General features: G+C 41.0%; 19 protein-coding genes. 15 read left to right on the top strand and 4 right to left on the bottom strand.

Annotated features, from left to right (window positions below; genetic code table 11):
* The first annotated feature begins 103 nt into the window (after positions 1–103).
* The 10 genes from D5F11_RS27775 (at position 104) to accC (ending at position 7,142) form a co-directional block, all read left to right on the top strand.
* Positions 104–232, top strand: coding sequence for a hypothetical protein (locus tag D5F11_RS27775; protein ID WP_281277087.1), 129 nt, complete (start codon positions 104–106; stop codon positions 230–232).
* Complete coding sequence (locus D5F11_RS26420) at positions 204–380, top strand: hypothetical protein (protein WP_185830666.1); 177 nt, start codon at positions 204–206, stop codon at positions 378–380. The genes D5F11_RS27775 and D5F11_RS26420 overlap by 29 nt, the downstream gene beginning before the upstream one ends.
* A 53-nt stretch (positions 381–433) precedes the next feature.
* Complete coding sequence (locus tag D5F11_RS12415) at positions 434–670, top strand: thiamine pyrophosphate-dependent enzyme (RefSeq protein ID WP_185830665.1); 237 nt, start codon at positions 434–436, stop codon at positions 668–670.
* Positions 671–837: 167 nt separating this feature from the next.
* A complete protein-coding gene (gene pxpB, locus D5F11_RS12410) occupies positions 838–1,560 on the top strand; it encodes a 5-oxoprolinase subunit PxpB (protein WP_120116691.1) in 723 nt (240 codons plus the stop codon).
* A gap of 39 nt (positions 1,561–1,599) precedes the next feature.
* Positions 1,600–2,523: a 5-oxoprolinase subunit C family protein gene (locus D5F11_RS12405; RefSeq protein ID WP_120116693.1), complete on the top strand. Its 924-nt coding sequence runs from the start codon at positions 1,600–1,602 to the stop codon at positions 2,521–2,523.
* Positions 2,524–2,544: 21 nt separating this feature from the next.
* Positions 2,545–3,309, top strand: coding sequence for a LamB/YcsF family protein (locus tag D5F11_RS12400; RefSeq protein WP_120116695.1), 765 nt, complete (start codon positions 2,545–2,547; stop codon positions 3,307–3,309).
* A gap of 24 nt (positions 3,310–3,333) precedes the next feature.
* Positions 3,334–3,501: a hypothetical protein gene (locus D5F11_RS26415; RefSeq protein WP_185830664.1), complete on the top strand. Its 168-nt coding sequence runs from the start codon at positions 3,334–3,336 to the stop codon at positions 3,499–3,501.
* Positions 3,502–3,513: 12 nt separating this feature from the next.
* Positions 3,514–4,947 (top strand): sodium:solute symporter family protein, encoded by a 1,434-nt coding sequence (locus D5F11_RS12395; RefSeq protein WP_120116697.1) that lies wholly within the window; start codon positions 3,514–3,516, stop codon positions 4,945–4,947.
* 317 nt (positions 4,948–5,264) lie between these two features.
* Positions 5,265–5,774, top strand: coding sequence for an acetyl-CoA carboxylase biotin carboxyl carrier protein (gene accB, locus D5F11_RS12390; protein WP_120116699.1), 510 nt, complete (start codon positions 5,265–5,267; stop codon positions 5,772–5,774).
* Positions 5,775–5,786: 12 nt separating this feature from the next.
* Positions 5,787–7,142, top strand: coding sequence for an acetyl-CoA carboxylase biotin carboxylase subunit (accC, locus tag D5F11_RS12385; RefSeq protein WP_120116701.1), 1,356 nt, complete (start codon positions 5,787–5,789; stop codon positions 7,140–7,142).
* A 63-nt stretch (positions 7,143–7,205) separates the two neighbouring features.
* Here the strand turns inward: accC and D5F11_RS12380 are convergent, their stop codons facing one another.
* Positions 7,206–7,958 (bottom strand): IclR family transcriptional regulator, encoded by a 753-nt coding sequence (locus D5F11_RS12380; protein ID WP_120116703.1) that lies wholly within the window; start codon positions 7,956–7,958, stop codon positions 7,206–7,208.
* Between the two features lie 168 nt (positions 7,959–8,126).
* Between D5F11_RS12380 and D5F11_RS26410 the strand changes: the two genes are divergently transcribed.
* Positions 8,127–8,297: a hypothetical protein gene (locus tag D5F11_RS26410; protein WP_185830663.1), complete on the top strand. Its 171-nt coding sequence runs from the start codon at positions 8,127–8,129 to the stop codon at positions 8,295–8,297.
* Positions 8,298–8,351: 54 nt separating this feature from the next.
* Here the strand turns inward: D5F11_RS26410 and D5F11_RS12375 are convergent, their stop codons facing one another.
* The gene (locus tag D5F11_RS12375) at positions 8,352–9,230 is read right to left on the bottom strand and encodes a LysR substrate-binding domain-containing protein (RefSeq protein WP_120116705.1); all 879 of its coding nucleotides are present in this window, start codon (positions 9,228–9,230) and stop codon (positions 8,352–8,354) included.
* Positions 9,231–9,371: 141 nt separating this feature from the next.
* On the opposite strand from D5F11_RS12375, the gene D5F11_RS12370 reads away from it, so the two are divergent.
* The 3 genes from D5F11_RS12370 (at position 9,372) to tet (ending at position 13,849) form a co-directional block, all read left to right on the top strand.
* A complete protein-coding gene (locus D5F11_RS12370) occupies positions 9,372–10,457 on the top strand; it encodes an NAD(P)H-dependent flavin oxidoreductase (RefSeq protein ID WP_120116707.1) in 1,086 nt (361 codons plus the stop codon).
* The gene (locus tag D5F11_RS12365) at positions 10,457–11,626 is read left to right on the top strand and encodes a YbfB/YjiJ family MFS transporter (RefSeq protein ID WP_120116709.1); all 1,170 of its coding nucleotides are present in this window, start codon (positions 10,457–10,459) and stop codon (positions 11,624–11,626) included. Before D5F11_RS12370 ends, D5F11_RS12365 begins: the two co-directional genes overlap by 1 nt.
* A gap of 858 nt (positions 11,627–12,484) precedes the next feature.
* Complete coding sequence (gene tet / locus D5F11_RS12360; RefSeq protein ID WP_120116711.1) at positions 12,485–13,849, top strand: Tet(L)/Tet(K)/Tet(45) family tetracycline efflux MFS transporter; 1,365 nt, start codon at positions 12,485–12,487, stop codon at positions 13,847–13,849.
* Positions 13,850–14,357: 508 nt separating this feature from the next.
* On the opposite strand, the gene D5F11_RS12355 is transcribed toward tet, so the two are convergent.
* Together D5F11_RS12355 and D5F11_RS12350 are read right to left on the bottom strand one after the other, a co-directional pair.
* Positions 14,358–14,873: a DUF4188 domain-containing protein gene (locus D5F11_RS12355; protein WP_120116713.1), complete on the bottom strand. Its 516-nt coding sequence runs from the start codon at positions 14,871–14,873 to the stop codon at positions 14,358–14,360.
* A gap of 2 nt (positions 14,874–14,875) precedes the next feature.
* Entirely contained in the window at positions 14,876–15,430 is a 555-nt protein-coding gene (locus D5F11_RS12350; RefSeq protein ID WP_120116715.1) for a PadR family transcriptional regulator, read from the bottom strand.
* Positions 15,431–15,613: 183 nt separating this feature from the next.
* Between D5F11_RS12350 and D5F11_RS12345 the strand changes: the two genes are divergently transcribed.
* On the top strand, positions 15,614–16,156 hold the full coding sequence (locus D5F11_RS12345; protein ID WP_185830662.1) for a helix-turn-helix domain-containing protein: 543 nt from the start codon (positions 15,614–15,616) through the stop codon (positions 16,154–16,156).
* The last annotated feature ends 2 nt before the right edge of the window (positions 16,157–16,158 follow it).

The following is a 16,158-nucleotide window of genomic DNA, read 5'->3' as shown; positions in this document are numbered from 1 at the left end:
AGTCGATATACTGAAACCATAGATTGAAACGATAGTTCATTTAATGAAACACAAAAAGAAAATGTAAGGGTTATCACACCTTCTACCAAAGGGGGCTATGCTCTTGAATTTTATAAAGTTGGACACGCCGATACCCGGACCGAGTTCGCAGGCGGCAGGAGGCTGTTCCGAATGGCATCTCTACGAATATACCGATTGGAACGTTGGAGGCATCCGGCGTTCCCGTCATTGAAGCTCTGAAAGCCCAGTTGGATGATTTCATTCATCCTGTTTTCCCAGTGTCCATGTATGACTCATATATCCAATTGTCAGAAAAAGTGAACAACTTTCCGGAAGATGCCATCATTACAAATGATGCAGCAATTTTGCTGGTTGCATAGCTATTTTTCATTTTCAACAAGCCGAAAATATATATTGGTCTGACTTCGGATGCTTGGGCTTCCGGCTGCAATCGGCGTCAAGACTGCTTACCCAGGAGCTGGAAACAGCGGCAAGGTACGACATTACCGTCATTGCCGTTATATTCAACAATAGTTTATACGGATCCATCCGCATGCATTCAGGAGATGCATTATCCGGAAAGAGTGTTGGCACCGAGCTGAGCCTTGGCGATTTTGCAAAGATGGGGGAATCTCTGGGTGTACATGCCGTGAGGGTCCAATACAAATGAAGAGTTTGATAGGGCTCTTGAAGAGGCTTTGGCTGCAAAAAAACATGCATCATTGAAGTGATGAAGAACCTGGAACAGATTTCAAGAAATAATACAGTCAGTTCCATCAGGAAAAAAAGCAAACAGTACGGTGAATTTCCATTAAGAAAAAAGCTAGGGTGATATTCATGAAATTTATATGTAAGCCGGCGGGTGACCAGGCCGTCCTTGTCGAGTTTGAAAATAAGATTGATCAAGAGACAAACGCAATGGTACGCCAGCTTGCTTATTTGGCGGAGAAGGAATCGGACGTTGGTATGGGCGAGGTTATTCTCGGTTATCGCTCTTTGCTGATCCACTATAATCCTGTGAAGCTTTCCTATGTGGAGGTGCAGGAAAAGCTGCAGGGATGGGGAAAGGACGCTTCTGCCGCCGGTTCATCCGGCGGCCGGGAGGTTCACATTCCTGTTTTATATGGCGGCGAACGGGGACCGGACCTGAAGGATGTAGCCGAACATAACGCCCTTAGTCCAGAGGAGGTCATCTCCATCCATTCAGGTGGAGAATATCTGGTTTATTTCCTGGGCTTTACTCCGGGCTATCCGTTTATGGGAGGCATGTCGGAGAAAATCAGTACTCCGCGACTGCCTTCCCCAAGGGTTTCCATACCCGCAGGAAGTGTTGGGATCGCCAACAACCAAACTGGAATCTACCCTGTTCAGAGTCCCGGTGGCTGGCGGCTGATCGGATGTACGCCTATGCGCCTGTACGATCCGGAAAAAGAGAATCCGTTCCTCCTGGAGTCGGGGGACAAGGTATTTTTCGAGGAGATTACCGAAGAAGAGTTTGAAGAGATAGAGAAAAACAATGAAACCTGGAACATCCACTCTTCCCAACGCATAAAGGGATGATGCAACAAGGGAAAGGAGGAGATTATCATATTTGAAGTATTGAAACCGGGATTATTGGCGACAATCCAAGACTTGGGAAGGCACGGCTATCAAAAATACGGATTGGCGGTATCGGGACCCGCTGATGGGTATTCCCACCGGATGGCCAATATTATAGTAGGAAACGATGAAAACGCAGCGCTGTTGGAAGTGACTCTCATGGGGTTGAAATTGCTTGTGAGCGAACCGGGCATCATCGCCATCACCGGTGGAGACCTCAGTCCGGATATAAACGGGAAAGAGGTGCCGATGTGGAAGTCTATCAAAGTCGAAGAGGGAGACGTGATCCAATTCAAGGGGGCACGCTCGGGATGCAGGTCATATCTGGCTGTGGCCGGAGGCTTTGATGTTCCACAGGTATTGGGGAGCAGAGCTACCGATCTTGTTGGAAAAATAGGCGGAATGAAAGGAAGGGCTCTGAAAAAAGGAGATATTCTCCGGGTTTTTCCGAAATCAAGTGACCACCTGAAGGGGAGGCGCCTACCTGATGACCTTATCCCCGAGTATACAGATGACATCCAGATCCGAGTGATTCTCGGTCCGCAGGGTGAATCTTTTACAGAAGAGGGAATTCGAACGTTCCTCTCTTCCACTTACAAGGTCACACAACAAGTGGACAGGATGGGATGCAGACTGGATGGCCCTGTCATTGAACATGTGGAGTCGGCTGATATCATTTCGGAAGGTATTTTTTACGGGGCCATCCAGGTGCCTAAAAATGGACAGCCCATTATTTTTCTTGTTGGAAGACAGAGTATTGGCGGCTACACCAAAATCGGGGGAGTGATCAGCGTCGATCTTCCGAAGCTCGGACAGGTAAAGCCGGGGGATACAGTTACGTTCACCGAGATTCCCATTGAGGAAGCACAGGAAGAGCTAAAGAAGCAGGAATATAACTTTCGGATTTTACAAGCGACTTGTTAATAAGGAAGGGGAATAGCCATAATGAAGAAAACGATCGATTTGAATTGTGATATGGGTGAAAGTTTTGGCCACTACAAGCTGGGGAATGACGACGAGGTTATTCAATACATCTCCTCGGCCAATGTGGCCTGTGGCTTTCATGCGGGAGACCCGAATATTATGGATCATACCGTAAAGATTGCCAAAGAGCATGGTGTGGAAGTCGGAGCCCACCCCAGCCTCCCAGATTTGGCTGGATTTGGGAGAAGGAACATGGACATTCCAAGAGATGAACTGATGAATCTGATTATTTATCAAATCGGCGCTCTGGATATCTTTTGCCAAAAACACGGGGTAAATATGACGCATGTGAAGCCACATGGAAACTTGAATAATATGGCCGATTCCGACGAACAATTGGCGATCAATATTGTTGATGCCATCCTATCTGTCAGACCCGATCTTACGGTGTTTGTAAAGCCACATTCCCAGCTTCATAAGGTGGCCGAGCGGAAGGGACTTCCGTTTAAGCTGGAAATATTCGCGGACCGTTCTTACCATAAGGACTTCTCATTAGTTTCCAGAAGAGAAGAAGGAGCCGTGATTTCAGATCCGGAGTTCGTAGCAGAACGGATCATCCGGATGGTCACAGAAGGCAAGGTAAAAGCGATCACAGGAGAAGAGATAGAAGTGAACGGGGAAACGATTTGTGTCCACGGAGATACGCCGACAGCATTGGAAATGATTAAGATTATCAAAAGAAGATTGGAAGAAGCCGGAATTGAGGTGAATTCCCCGTTTGCTTAAAAAATAATAACTGAGGTGGTTACCATGAGTTGGTTTACCGATATGTTTTGGATCTGGCTGTTTGGTGCGGCTCCGATCATTTTGTCTCTCGTGTTTGGTACTTACTATTTGAGAAATGATAGGTTTCCTTGGGAAAAAACAGACCAGCTTGAGGATAAAGAAACCGATACAGCAAAAAGTTTTACATCCTAGGGAGGAAACAACTTGAATTCACATATTTTACTCGGTATAGCTATTGTCTTACTGTTGATGTTTGGGGTAGCTGTTTATTCCTATATGAAATCAAAAGATTTGCTTTCTTTTTATATAGCGGAAAGAGGAGGGAAATGGTACCTCATTCTAGGCTCTCTTTTCGCTTCTGGTATTAGCGGTGCTTCCTTTTTGGGAATGATGTCCTACTATTATAACCTGGGAGCGGGGACTCTCTGGATTAACATAGGAATTGCGTGGAGCTATTTCGTTCTCTGTTTCTTTATTGGACCGAAATTGCGTAGGTTTGGTCAACTTACAATTCCTGATTATCTGGCAAGTCGATTTGACAGTCCACTATTAGGACCGATATTTTCCATCATTGCTTCTGTTTGGATGGTTGTTCTCCTGGGATCACTCTATGTACAGGGTGGATTATTGTTCTCAGAACTATTCGGTATGAGTTATTCCTCCAGTACAATTATTGTTTGCGCCATGGTGATTATATTCACGATTTTGGGAGGAATGGTAGTAGTTCTTAATACTGATTTTATCGCCATGATTATACTAACTGCCGCATTGGTTATCACAGTGCCTTTTTTGGTTAAAGCCACCGAAGGCTGGGGACCGGTAACTGAAGCTGTACGTGCGGCGCAGCCCGACTATTTTACAAATGCTGGTGAACTGACTCCTTTCATGGCATTTTCTTGGCTTTTCATCTGGCTGTTTGGCTATTTAGGGAACCCCGGTTATTTAACCAGATTCTATGCGGCTTCAAGTGTCAGGGATATTGTTAAAGCAGGCATGGCCATTGCATTGATTTATCTTCCGGTGTCATTTATATTTTTTGGGTCTTCATTCTTTGCGAAAACAATTTACCCGAATATACAAGATCCAGAAACAATTTGGTTAACCTATACGTTTGATCTTGCTCCTCCATTTATTGTGGGTATTGCAATGGCAGGTCTTTTTGTAGCCATATTATCCTCTGCAAATACCTGGCTTTTGGCAGGAGCAACAAGTTTGGGAAGAGACATTTATCAAAAACTGTTAAATAAAGATGTTTCTGAAAGGAATCTTCTTGTTGTGACCAAATTGCTTGTTCTTTTTTTGGGAGCCCTTTCAGTGCCGATTGGGATCTGGCGCCCAGCTTATATTATGGAGATGATGAATCTTGCTTATCTAATTGCAGGAAGCACAGGTGGCTTAATCATCATTATGAGTATGTACTACCGCAGTATGACAAAAGAGGCTGCCTGGGGCGGAATCATATCCGGCAGTATCATTGCCATCAGTTGGAAGCTCACGCAGAGAGTTGGCGTTATTTCTGCTGGAATTGACCCAATGATTCCGACATTAATCGTTACATGTATTGTCATTATTATTATTAGCAGGCTGACAAAGCCGTCGAAAAAAATGATAGCTGTTTTTGAAAAAATGGTAAGCTAAAAAATTAGTTTATTGTTTTGATGATTCTTTTAAAAATATAATGAACAAAGAGGCATGTAAATGAATCAAAGTGTCATTAAAACGCTAGGTATCTTGAATTTTTTCACTAAAGCTGAGGTTATTTGACACTGAGAGAGTTAGCGGTTCATGGTTCTTGAATGACTATGAAGAGAACGAAAGACAAAAACACCTTAAGGTTTTAGAGGATATGAAGCTGTCAAGACCTGTAAAACATCATCATCTGTCAAAAGTTGTTTCATGAATCCGCAAGAGACATTTCATATGAAGTCGTTAATGAAAGAAAGGAAGTATTCTCCATGTTAAAAGTACAGGAAATCCGAGAAATTATCAAGTTGATTGACGAGTCGGATATTGATGAATTTGTTTATAGGCAAGACGATTTAAAAATTGAATTGAAAAAGAAAGGTAAAAGTCCTGCACAGGAAACCGTACGATATGTGACAGGACCTGTGCCTGCCCTTCAGCCAGCCGCTCAACAGGAAAGCAAATCCAAACAGCCGGCTACGGAACAGGCACCTGTCGCAACTGAGTCCACTCTAGTTTCCAAGGCTGAAGAGAAAAGCAATTTATATGAAATTGTATCTCCGATGGTCGGCACTTTTTATCAGGCTCCTTCCCCTGACAGCGACTCGTATGTGAATGTCGGTTCTGAAGTCACTTCTGGCTCCATCGTATGCATCGTAGAAGCAATGAAGCTGTTCAACGAAATCGAAGCAGAAGTGGATGGGGAAATAGCGGAAATCCTTGTGAAGGATGGAGAGCTTGTGGAATACGGTCAGCCGCTGTTTTTAGTCGAGCCCAAGTAAGGAGCGTAAAATATGATAAAGAAACTTTTAATAGCAAACAGGGGAGAAATTGCTGTCCGTATCATACGGGCATGCATGGAGTTGGGCATTGAAACAGTCGCTATACATTCCGAGGCGGATAAAGAGGCGCTGCACGTTCAATTGACGAATGAAGCCTACTGCATTGGACCGCTCGCATCCAAAGACAGCTATTTGAATTCAGCCAATGTCATCAGTGTAGCTAAGCTGACGGAATGCGATGCCATCCACCCGGGCTATGGGTTCCTGGCGGAGAATGCGGATTTTGCCGAACTGTGCCGTGAATGTAATCTCATATTTGTAGGGCCGAGCCCGGAAGCCATTACGAAAATGGGGACCAAGGATGTGGCGCGCACCACGATGAAAGCTGCCGGGGTGCCGATTGTACCAGGCTCAGACGGGATCGTCGAAACGATGGAGGAAGCGAAGGGAATTGCTGAAGAAATCGGATATCCTGTGATCATCAAAGCGACAGCGGGAGGCGGCGGCCGGGGAATCCGGGTGGCTCATGCGGAGGAAGATCTGATCAAAGGGATTGAAATTACTCAGCAGGAGGCTGCCGTCGCATTTGGAAACCCAGGCGTGTACATTGAAAAATATATCGATGATTTCCGCCATGTGGAAATCCAGGTGTTGGCTGATGTCCATGGAAACACTATCCATTTGGGAGAGAGAGACTGTTCCATCCAGCGGAGGCTTCAAAAGCTGCTGGAAGAAACTCCGTCGCCTGCGCTGACACCGGAAATGCGGGAAAAAATGGGGCAGGCTGCTGTAAGGGCGGCAGAAGCGGTTGATTATACCGGTGCGGGCACAGTTGAATTCATTTTCGACCATAGGAATCAGGAATTTTACTTCATGGAGATGAATACCCGCATCCAAGTAGAGCATCCCGTCACAGAAATGGTGACAGGGATTGATCTCATTAAAGAGCAGATTTATGTTGCTTCGGGCGGAGAGCTGTCCGTGAAACAGGAAGAAGTCGGGTTTAACGGCTGGTCCATAGAATGCCGTATCAACGCAGAAAATCCGGAGAAAGGCTTCATGCCTTCAGCAGGGAAAATTGAGATGTATCTGCCGCCGGGAGGTATGGGAGTACGGGTAGACTCGGGTGTATACCCAGGCTATACGATCCCCCCTTACTATGACTCGATGATTGCGAAAGTGATTACCTACGGTTCTACGCGGGGAGAAGCAATAGCAAGAATGAAACGTGCACTTGAGGAGTTCATTATCGAAGGGGTTTACACAACTATACCATTCCATCTACAATTACTTGAGAATGAAACGTTTGTAGGCGGAGATTTTAACACGAAGTTCCTCGAGTTGAATCCTGTGATGAATACAGATTGATCCATGAAAAAAAGACGTTTCCTGTCTGATAGGTTGGAAGCGTCTTTTCATTGGATAGGTTCTTTAAAAAGTGCCATGGTATCCGAACTTCGAAGAAATAGCAAGAGCTGAGGCTTGAACATCCTTTATAAGTTCCGGTATTTCCTTCTCCGTAAAGTCCGCAGTGATTCCCGCAATGGTAATGGCTGCGAATGCCTCGTTTTTATGGTTGAAGATGGGTGCGGACAATCCTGTTGTATGATCATTAACTTCTGAATGGCTGAGGACATATTTGTCTTTGACATTCTTGTTTAAAACTTCACTTAACTGATCCTTATCCGTAATTGTTTTGGATGCCAACTTTTGAAGGGAGATGGTGTCTAAGTATGTTTTTTGCTTGTTCTCTGGTTGGAAAGCTAAAATAGTTCGTGCAGGAGAACCTGCGTAAAGGGGCGTCTGTCTGCCGATACTTGAACCTATTCTAATTGGATGCTCGGTCTCCAAAGCTGCAACTGTTATCACTTTATCCCCTTGTAGAAGGGATAGCATGATAGTTTTTCCTGTTTTTAGATATAGCTCCTCCATTATTGGCATAGCAATCTGATTGATATCTAACCTTTCCGAAACCAGATGCCCTAGTTGAAGAAGCTTCAATCCAAGGGAATAATCCCCGTGGCTATCTCTTTTCAAAAAACCAACTGCCTCAAATGATTGCAGTATTCTTAATATTGAAGTTTTCGGTCTGCCCGAAAGCTGAATGATTTCCTGTAAGCTTAATTTCGGCTGATCAATAAAAAGATCAAGAACATCTATTGCTCGGACAATCGTTACATTCATCGATTTGTCTCCTTCAAAAGCACATATAAAATTAGTCAGAGAATAATAATTATCCTAATTTTTATTGCTCATTTTGTGATTTAATTCAAGTTTAGCATATTCTTGATAACATTTTAACTTCATTCAGCAGTAATCTCCCACTTCTGTAAGTAGTGAGATGAATGCATATTGGTGCTCCATTCAGTGGGGGTTCAACCCCGGCTGAATATAGTCAAAGCCTCCGGCGGATGCCACAGATTTTCAGAGGAAATTTATCGAGCGGAGCTCGATAAAATCTGGACGCAAATACGCCAAGGCGAATTTGATTGCAGCGCTAGTGAGTTCAAATGTCCAACTTAGAACACTCTGTAAAAATAGGTTTTATTGATGAGTAATATGGCGATTTCTCAGATATTAGGGTTTATTCGAGCACGCCCCGAAACTGATGCCCTTCATAAATTCACGGAATGCAGCTGTTTTTACGATGTCTTTATGATTTATAAATTTTGTGGAAATCATACCGTATTCTTTTGGCAGTGTGAACTGTTTGATATTCTCACTTTGGTGGAGTCGAACTGCCACTGATTTTGTTATAAGAGCTATACCTAATCCGGCTTTAACACAACCAATCACGCCATCCAGAGTGTTCAGTTCCATTATCTTTGTTGGTATAATCCCTTCTGATTTCAGCCACTTCTCAAAAATACCTCTGTAAAAACATCCAGACTTAAATACAATAATGATTTGATTTTTTAGTTGGTTAAAATCTAGGCTGAAAAGGATGTTTTCCTTTGAAATCAAAACCAATTCCTCCTCAAAAACCTCCAGTTCTTCCAATTCTGGATGATTGACTTCACCCGCAACAAATGCTCCATCAATCTCACGATTCAAAGATGATTCTATCAGTTCTTCTGTAGTTCCGGTTCGAAGGGCTAACTCCACTTCCGGATATTGCTCATGATAAACGGATAAAATATCTGGTAAACGACTTGCAGCGGTTGTTTCCATAGTCCCTATTGACAGTGTTCCAGAAGGGGCGGAGCTTTTTAACTTTTTTTCAACTTCGTCCATTAGCTGCAGAACTTGTTCTGTATAGGACAAAAGGATTTTTCCTGGAGAAGTAAGTGTGACCCCATGCTTATGGCGATAAAATAACTTTGTTCCATATTTTTGTTCGATTCGTTTCATTTTTGCCGTTACATTTGATTGGACAAAGTTTAGGTTATTAGCAGTTTTTGTGATGTTACCTTCTTTTGCTACTTCTTTAAAAACACGCAGGTCTTCGATATTCATGAGTTACCTCCCAACATCATCTAATCATCACTTTTTTTGATGGTAAACGATAAAAAATATCATTTTACTTAATGTTTTATCATGATTACAGTAAAGAGTAAAGGATTTGAAAAATTAAAACAGAAAGTGAGGAAATATGAAATGTGGCATGAGAATAAAGTTACCCAAAACCTGAATATAAAATATCCAATTATACAAGCAGGGATGGCTGGCGGTATCACAACACCAGAACTTGTTGCTGCTGTTTCAAATGCAGGTGGACTTGGGACCCTCGGTGCCGGTTATATGACCCCTGACCAATTGCGATCGAGCATTCTTAAGGTTAAACAACTTACGAATAAACCCTTTGGCGTAAATCTATTTATTCCTGAAATCCAGGATGTATCTGAAGAAGAAATTGAAAAAGCGAATGAATGGCTCCGGCCTTTTCGAGAACAATTAAACATATCAGAAATCCCGAAAGTGAAAAAAACAACTGAATCCATTTTTGAAAAACAAATAGAAATCATTATGGAGGAACAGGTGCCTGTATGCAGTTTTACTTTTGGAATTCCATCAAAAGAAACAGTTCAGCAATTAAAAAAGAGAAAAATTGTGATGATCGGAACCGCAACGACTGTACAAGAAGCAATCGCCAATGAAGAAAACGGTATGGATATGGTGGTTGTACAAGGAAGTGAGGCCGGGGGGCATCGTGGAACCTTTATGGGCTCTTTTGAGGACGCTATGATTGGAACGATGGCGCTTGTTCCACAAACTGTAGATCATGTTGAGATTCCAGTGATTGCAGCAGGTGGAATCATGGATGGTAGAGGTGTTTTGGCAGCTTTGGTATTAGGGGCACAAGCTGTCCAAATGGGAACAGCCTTTGTCACCAGTCTGGAAAGCGGAGTAACAAAATCGCATAAAGAAGCGATCTTGAACAGCAATGAGGAGCAAACGGTTGTGACCTCTACATTTAGTGGAAAGCCGGCAAGGGGCATTCGAAATGAGTTCATCTTGAAAATGATGAAGCATGAAAAGGAACTTCCAAAATACCCCATTCAAAATACATTAACAACATCGATTCGACGTGAAGCGTCCAAACAAAAACGGACCGAATGGATGTCCCTTTGGTGCGGTCAAAATTCACGTTCAAGCCAATATCAATCAGCAAGCGAAACGATTTCAGATATTCGTTCTCAGGTGGATGAAATGGTGAAAAATAAAAAAGCAAAGTGGTTGTGATGAGACCTATTTTCGTTTTGCTAGCCGGTATCGCTTCTTTAATGATTTCAATGGGGATAGGAAGGTTTGCATACACTCCGCTTCTTCCATTCATGCAAAATGATGTCCATTTTTCTCATTCAACGGCTGGATACTTGGCTTCTTTTAATTATATCGGTTATCTTTTGGGAGCATTAATGCCTGGCTTTTTTAGCTGGAATAAAGGAGCAGCCAAGCGTTTAAAAATATATCTGGTCATCAATATAATCACGACTATATGGATGGGGGTGACAACAAACGTAGCGATTTGGCTGATTCTAAGACTTGTTTCTGGTTTTAGCAGCGGTATCGTATTTGTTTTATCTTCAAGTATTGTTCTGGAATCGCTCAAGGCAGCCAAACGGCCACATTGGTCGGGAATCTTCTATGGCGGTGTAGGGTTGGGGATACTTTTGTGTGGTCTTGTCATACCGGTCTTTAATCGTACTTTAGGTTGGAAGGGTTCATGGATTTGCTTGGGAATCATTTCTGCTTTGCTCAGCATTGTTTCGTTTCTCTGGACAAAGGACAATGAATTGAACAAACAATTGGTACGTCCCGAGAAGCCTGCGAGTAATCATAAAGGTCAGAAAGAACCTATTTTCAAATGGTTGCTTTTCTCATACGGATGTGAAGGCATTGGTTACATCATTACTGGCACGTTTATTGTAGCTATTGTGCAAGGAATCCCGCAGTTAAAGGATTATGCTTCTTTAAGTTGGGCGTTTGTAGGATTAGCAGCCATTCCTTCCTGTTTGATTTGGACCTTAATGGCCAAAAAACACGGTCATATCAACACTTTGTATGTTGCTTATATTGTCCAGATCATTGGAGTCATTTTACCAGTTTTTACTCAAAGTGCTATTGGTGTTTTTCTAGGTGCTTTCTTATTTGGGGGAACCTTTATGGGGATTACCACATTGATCGTTTCCAAGGGGCAAAGCTTATCCTTTCCAAATACGAATAAATCGATTGGTTATTTAACAGCTGCTTTTGGGATTGGACAAATTATAGGGCCTGTTGTAGCTGGGATTTTGACATCCCACTCAAACAACTATAATGGTGCATTGATTTTTGCTTCCGCTATTCTGTTACTAGGCTTTATCTTTCTGTTTATAGGACATTTGAATCAAAAAATAGTAGTTTCATAGTAGGGATCATAAATAAAGAAGACAAGTCATTCGTAGATGGTTGAGGTTACTACTATCATTTTTAATCTTTTGGGATAAGTAAATCGGAATAGATAATGAATGTTATAACGTTTTTTTAACTTCATTCAGCAGAAAGTCTCCGACTTCTAAAGTGGTGAGATGAATGTCTATTGTATTCCACGAAGTAGGGGTTCAAACCCCGGCTGAATAAAGTTAAAGCCTCTGGCGGATGCCACAGATTTTCAGAGGAAATCTATCGAGCGAAGCTCGATAAAATCCGGGCGCAAATACGCTAAGGCGCATTTGATAAGCCTTACCTCGCAATATCCATTCACTGCATCAATCCCTTCAATATAAACGACTGGTTGGTGACGACTAAAAATGAGTGTCGCGATTTCCTTTCTGATAAGGTGTTAGAATTTCTTGAACACGACTTTAAATAAGAGGAGATATAGAGAGTGAGTTTTTTATTGCCATATTGACAACTTTAATCTATATTGATACACACAAGGGAAGACATTGAGATTTGCCATTTTCCACAGCTCGGTCAATACCTGATGGAGTTTATAATTAAAGGCTTGATGAGTTGATATTTGATTGATTTGTCTATCGTGGTACAAAGGAAGTTTTGCAAGAAAAGAACAAAAGGATTCATTCACTTGGATGCAAACACTTATCTGGTGCATATTTTCGATACAGCCTTTGCTTTACCGTTTTACTCTATTAGATAAGTAGTATAAAAATTATGTATAGGAGGCGTTTTTATGAAGTACAGTAAATATCATTGGGTGCAATTTAAAGAGGGAGCGTATCATTGACCCTATAAACTACGTTAACCCTCATTAATGGAGGGAAAAAGTGTATACACCTTATTCACAGTCCGTTTTACGCCATAATCAAATTTTAATATGGCTTTGTGTTCTTTCATTTTTTAGCGTATTAAATGAAATGGTTCTGAATGTCTCTTTACCTGATATAGCCCATGATTTTAATAAAGCCCCAGCAAGTACAAACTGGGTGAATACAGCTTTTATGTTAACCTTTTCTATAGGAACAGCTGTATATGGAAAGCTGTCTGATCAGCTTGGTATTAAAAAATTACTCCTATTTGGGATTATAGTGAATTGTATAGGATCATTGATTGGATTTACTGGACATCATTTTTTTCCTATACTTATTTTGGCTCGATTGATACAAGGAGTTGGCGCAGCTGCATTTCCTTCACTAGTAATGGTTGTCGTTGCCAGATATATTCCAAAGGAAAACCGAGGGAAGGCATTTGGCCTTATCGGATCTATAGTAGCAATGGGTGAAGGGATAGGACCGGCTATTGGAGGAATGATTGCCCACTATATACATTGGTCTTACTTACTGCTCATTCCTATTGTTACATTTATAACTGTTCCATTCTTGATGAAATTATTAAAAGAAGAAGAAACGATAAAAGGTTCCTTTGATGTTGCAGGGATTATTTTTATGTCCATTGGTATCGTGTTTTTTATGCTATTTACAACGTATTACAAAATGACTTTTCTTGTGATTAGTATTCTCTTTCTTTTAATCTTTTTAAAACATATTACAAGAGTATCTAATCCTTTTGTTGAACCTTCATTGGGAAAAAATGCTTCATTTATGATTGGAATCCTTTGTGGTGGGCTTATATTTGGTACAGTAGTTGGATATGTTTCCATGGTTCCTTATATGATGAAAGATGTTTATCAATTAAACACTGCGATGATTGGGAGTATGGTCATTTTTCCTGGAACGATGAGTGTGCTTATATTTGGTTACATTGGAGGATTACTTGTAGATAAGAAAGGACCTTTGTCTGTATTAACACTAGGTATTGTGTTCATTAGCTTCAGCTTTATTGTATCTGCCTTCTTTATGGGAATGACACCTTGGCTTATAACCATTACGTTCGTTTTTGTTTTTGGAGGTCTTTCATTTGCGAAAACCGTTATCTCCACAGTCGTTTCAAGTAGCTTGAAACAAGAAGAGGCTGGTGCTGGAATGAGCTTGCTTAATTTCACAAGCTTTTTATCAGAAGGAACAGGTATTGCCATTGTTGGAGGCCTATTATCGATACGGCTATTGGATCAAAAGTTTTTGCCGATAATTAGTGATCCATCCACTTATTTATATAGTAATATGTTATTGCTTTTTACTGGAGTCATAGTCAGCAGTTGGTTGTTGACAATGACTGTATATAAGCGATTATGAAGACAGTCTAACTAATGTAGTCAATATTAGTTTTTTCTGGACATCAGACAGATAGAAAATGATTTGGGCTAGAGGCTTATGTTCCTTTATAGCTTTTGGCTAATAAAAGCCTTCTTCTTATGATATTTGAATAACAACACTAAGCTATAATAGTTTTTCCTAAGATAGCAAACAGATTGATTTTATATTCTGTTTTATAAAACAAAATAGTTTTGTGTAAAGTGTATATCAATGGGGAAACAAATGATGGAGTCATCCAATAAGTCGATTTACGGCAATTGGATGACTCCATATTTGATGATTAGAAAAGTTAGTCAGTGGATAAGTTCAAACAACCAGTATGTTTTCTTTCTTCAATGCCTGATTACGTATGTCCATAAACTAATACGATGCGAAGATGTTTAAAGTGCTTTCTGATGTCTTTTTCGCCTTTGCATTTTTTAAAAAGGGATTTTCTATTTTTTGAATCATCCACTGCTTCTCTTCATCATCCCCGTCTTCGACCACTTTATTGGTTCGATATAGTTTCCGGGGGATTAGTCTTGCTCGCTGTATCATTAAGCCGTTTACGAGCAGAATTCTGATTTTTAGTTACTGGGATATGTTTTAACGCTTTTCCAAGACCATAAAGTGGCATATTTCCATAAATGGATTCATAATTCCCGCTATTGATCTTATAGGTTTCGTGATATATTCCCACAGCGTCGTTGTTGCCTATTTTTTTATTGAAGTTTGCCCATGCTTTCAAGTGTTTCTCATTTTTGGCATAAGAGAGTAGGTCCTCAGTTGAACGCCAATATTGAATCATAACCGTCGTTCTAAGGCCAAAATAGCTTTCCATTGATAAAAAACCTAATTCATCTTTGTTTGTATACAACTCTTTAATCATCCCCGGCATGCTTTGAAATACTGGAAGCCATTTATGTAGTGCTAACCGCCTGTTCACCCTCATACCAATAATGAAGACGACGATGTCCTCTTGATTCTCAGTCGTGTAACGCCCAGTATAGATTTGTTTGCTCATTTTCATGCCTCCTGATCTGAAATTTGTTCAAGGGTAGAGGTACACCACTCAATTGCAGCCTTTGTCACTCTTTTTCCATAATCTAATGTAAACAACCAAAACAACGAGTCCTTTTCTTTGTCTTTGGATTTGGAAATTGCTTGTTCAATACTTACATACGTTAGGTAACGATCCTCTAGCTTGTGCTTATATTCTTTGAGGAGGGATACGGTGCTTTCTTTGGATTGATAGCGCCCAAAAAATAATTTAAGCAAAATTTCATTTCGTTCAACGGGAATCTGGTGAATGGGCTCCTCCAGCCAGCTTTTTAACGTTTCGATTCCCTTCGAAGTGAGGAAGTACTCATTTCGATCAGGTTTTCCTTTTTGTGAAGAAGTTTGGACTTCTGCTAAGCCATCTTCGACCAATGTTTTTAATGTCGGATATATTTGGCCATAACTAACTTTCCAGAAATGATTTAAGCTATGATCAATTAGCTGCTTAATGTCATAGCCGGATCTACATCCCGTGGTTAAAATTCCTAGAATGGCATATGTTGTATAATTATAATTTTTCAAAGTAGTCCACCCTAACTAAAAGATATATATCATTTAGATATATTATACAAAACCTTTTTGAAAAAAGATACAAAAATGTAGGAGAACGATTAATGGGCCAACAAATATTAGAAAATAAGTTGACAATACGATTTTGAAATTATATTATCATTTTATAAAATGATAATGGTTAGAGGTGTTCAAATGAAAGGAAAGGCTGATTTACTTCTTCATCCTGTACGAATGCGAATCATTCAACAATTGTTACTAGGTAAACCACTCACAATCGCACAACTTGTAGAGATACTTGGTGATATTCCTCAAGCTACGCTATACCGCCATATGAATCTTTTACTTGAAGCAAACCTTGTTGAAGTCATTGAAACGAAAAAGGTGAAGGGGACTGAAGAACGCATGTTCTCAGTAAAAAGAGATAACCTGCACATTCCCGAAAGCGAAGTTGAAAAGACTTCACGCGAAGACCACATCCAGCATTTTTCCGTCTATCATGGCAATTTATTTCAATTAGCCACCTCTTATTTGGCGGAGACGTCCCCTGAACAATATGAAAAAGAAGGATTCAGTTACGCGTATATACCTTTGCATCTATCGGATGAAGAATTTCAAGAGCTTACACAGACCATCCAGCAAGCCCTTGAAAAAGTGGTCCACAACCATCCGACGTCTGCACGAACTACCCGAATTTTTGCTAGCATGTTTATCCCGCAAGACTCACAGGAATCGTAAGG

It is taken from the genome of Siminovitchia terrae (assembly GCF_003605405.2).
In the GTDB taxonomy this organism is placed as follows: Bacteria; Bacillota; Bacilli; order Bacillales; family Bacillaceae_C; genus Siminovitchia; species Siminovitchia terrae.
Note: the sequence above shows the minus strand (reverse complement) of the source record. Positions and strands in the feature narration are given on the sequence as shown.

What these genes read in the sequence shown, in the direction of transcription:
- pxpB (WP_120116691.1), top strand. Translation starts at nt 838, where the DNA reads ATGAAATTTATATGTAAGCCGGCGGGTGACCAGGCCGTCCTTGTCGAG.
- D5F11_RS12400 (WP_120116695.1), top strand. Translation starts at nt 2,545, where the DNA reads ATGAAGAAAACGATCGATTTGAATTGTGATATGGGTGAAAGTTTTGGC.
- D5F11_RS12370 (WP_120116707.1), top strand. Translation starts at nt 9,372, where the DNA reads ATGTGGCATGAGAATAAAGTTACCCAAAACCTGAATATAAAATATCCA.
- accB (WP_120116699.1), top strand. Translation starts at nt 5,265, where the DNA reads ATGTTAAAAGTACAGGAAATCCGAGAAATTATCAAGTTGATTGACGAG.
- D5F11_RS12375 (WP_120116705.1), bottom strand. Translation starts at nt 9,230, where the DNA reads ATGAATATCGAAGACCTGCGTGTTTTTAAAGAAGTAGCAAAAGAAGGT.
- accC (WP_120116701.1), top strand. Translation starts at nt 5,787, where the DNA reads ATGATAAAGAAACTTTTAATAGCAAACAGGGGAGAAATTGCTGTCCGT.
- D5F11_RS12345 (WP_185830662.1), top strand. Translation starts at nt 15,614, where the DNA reads ATGAAAGGAAAGGCTGATTTACTTCTTCATCCTGTACGAATGCGAATC.
- D5F11_RS12380 (WP_120116703.1), bottom strand. Translation starts at nt 7,958, where the DNA reads ATGAATGTAACGATTGTCCGAGCAATAGATGTTCTTGATCTTTTTATT.
- D5F11_RS26415 (WP_185830664.1), top strand. Translation starts at nt 3,334, where the DNA reads ATGAGTTGGTTTACCGATATGTTTTGGATCTGGCTGTTTGGTGCGGCT.
- D5F11_RS12365 (WP_120116709.1), top strand. Translation starts at nt 10,457, where the DNA reads ATGAGACCTATTTTCGTTTTGCTAGCCGGTATCGCTTCTTTAATGATT.
- D5F11_RS12355 (WP_120116713.1), bottom strand. Translation starts at nt 14,873, where the DNA reads ATGAGCAAACAAATCTATACTGGGCGTTACACGACTGAGAATCAAGAG.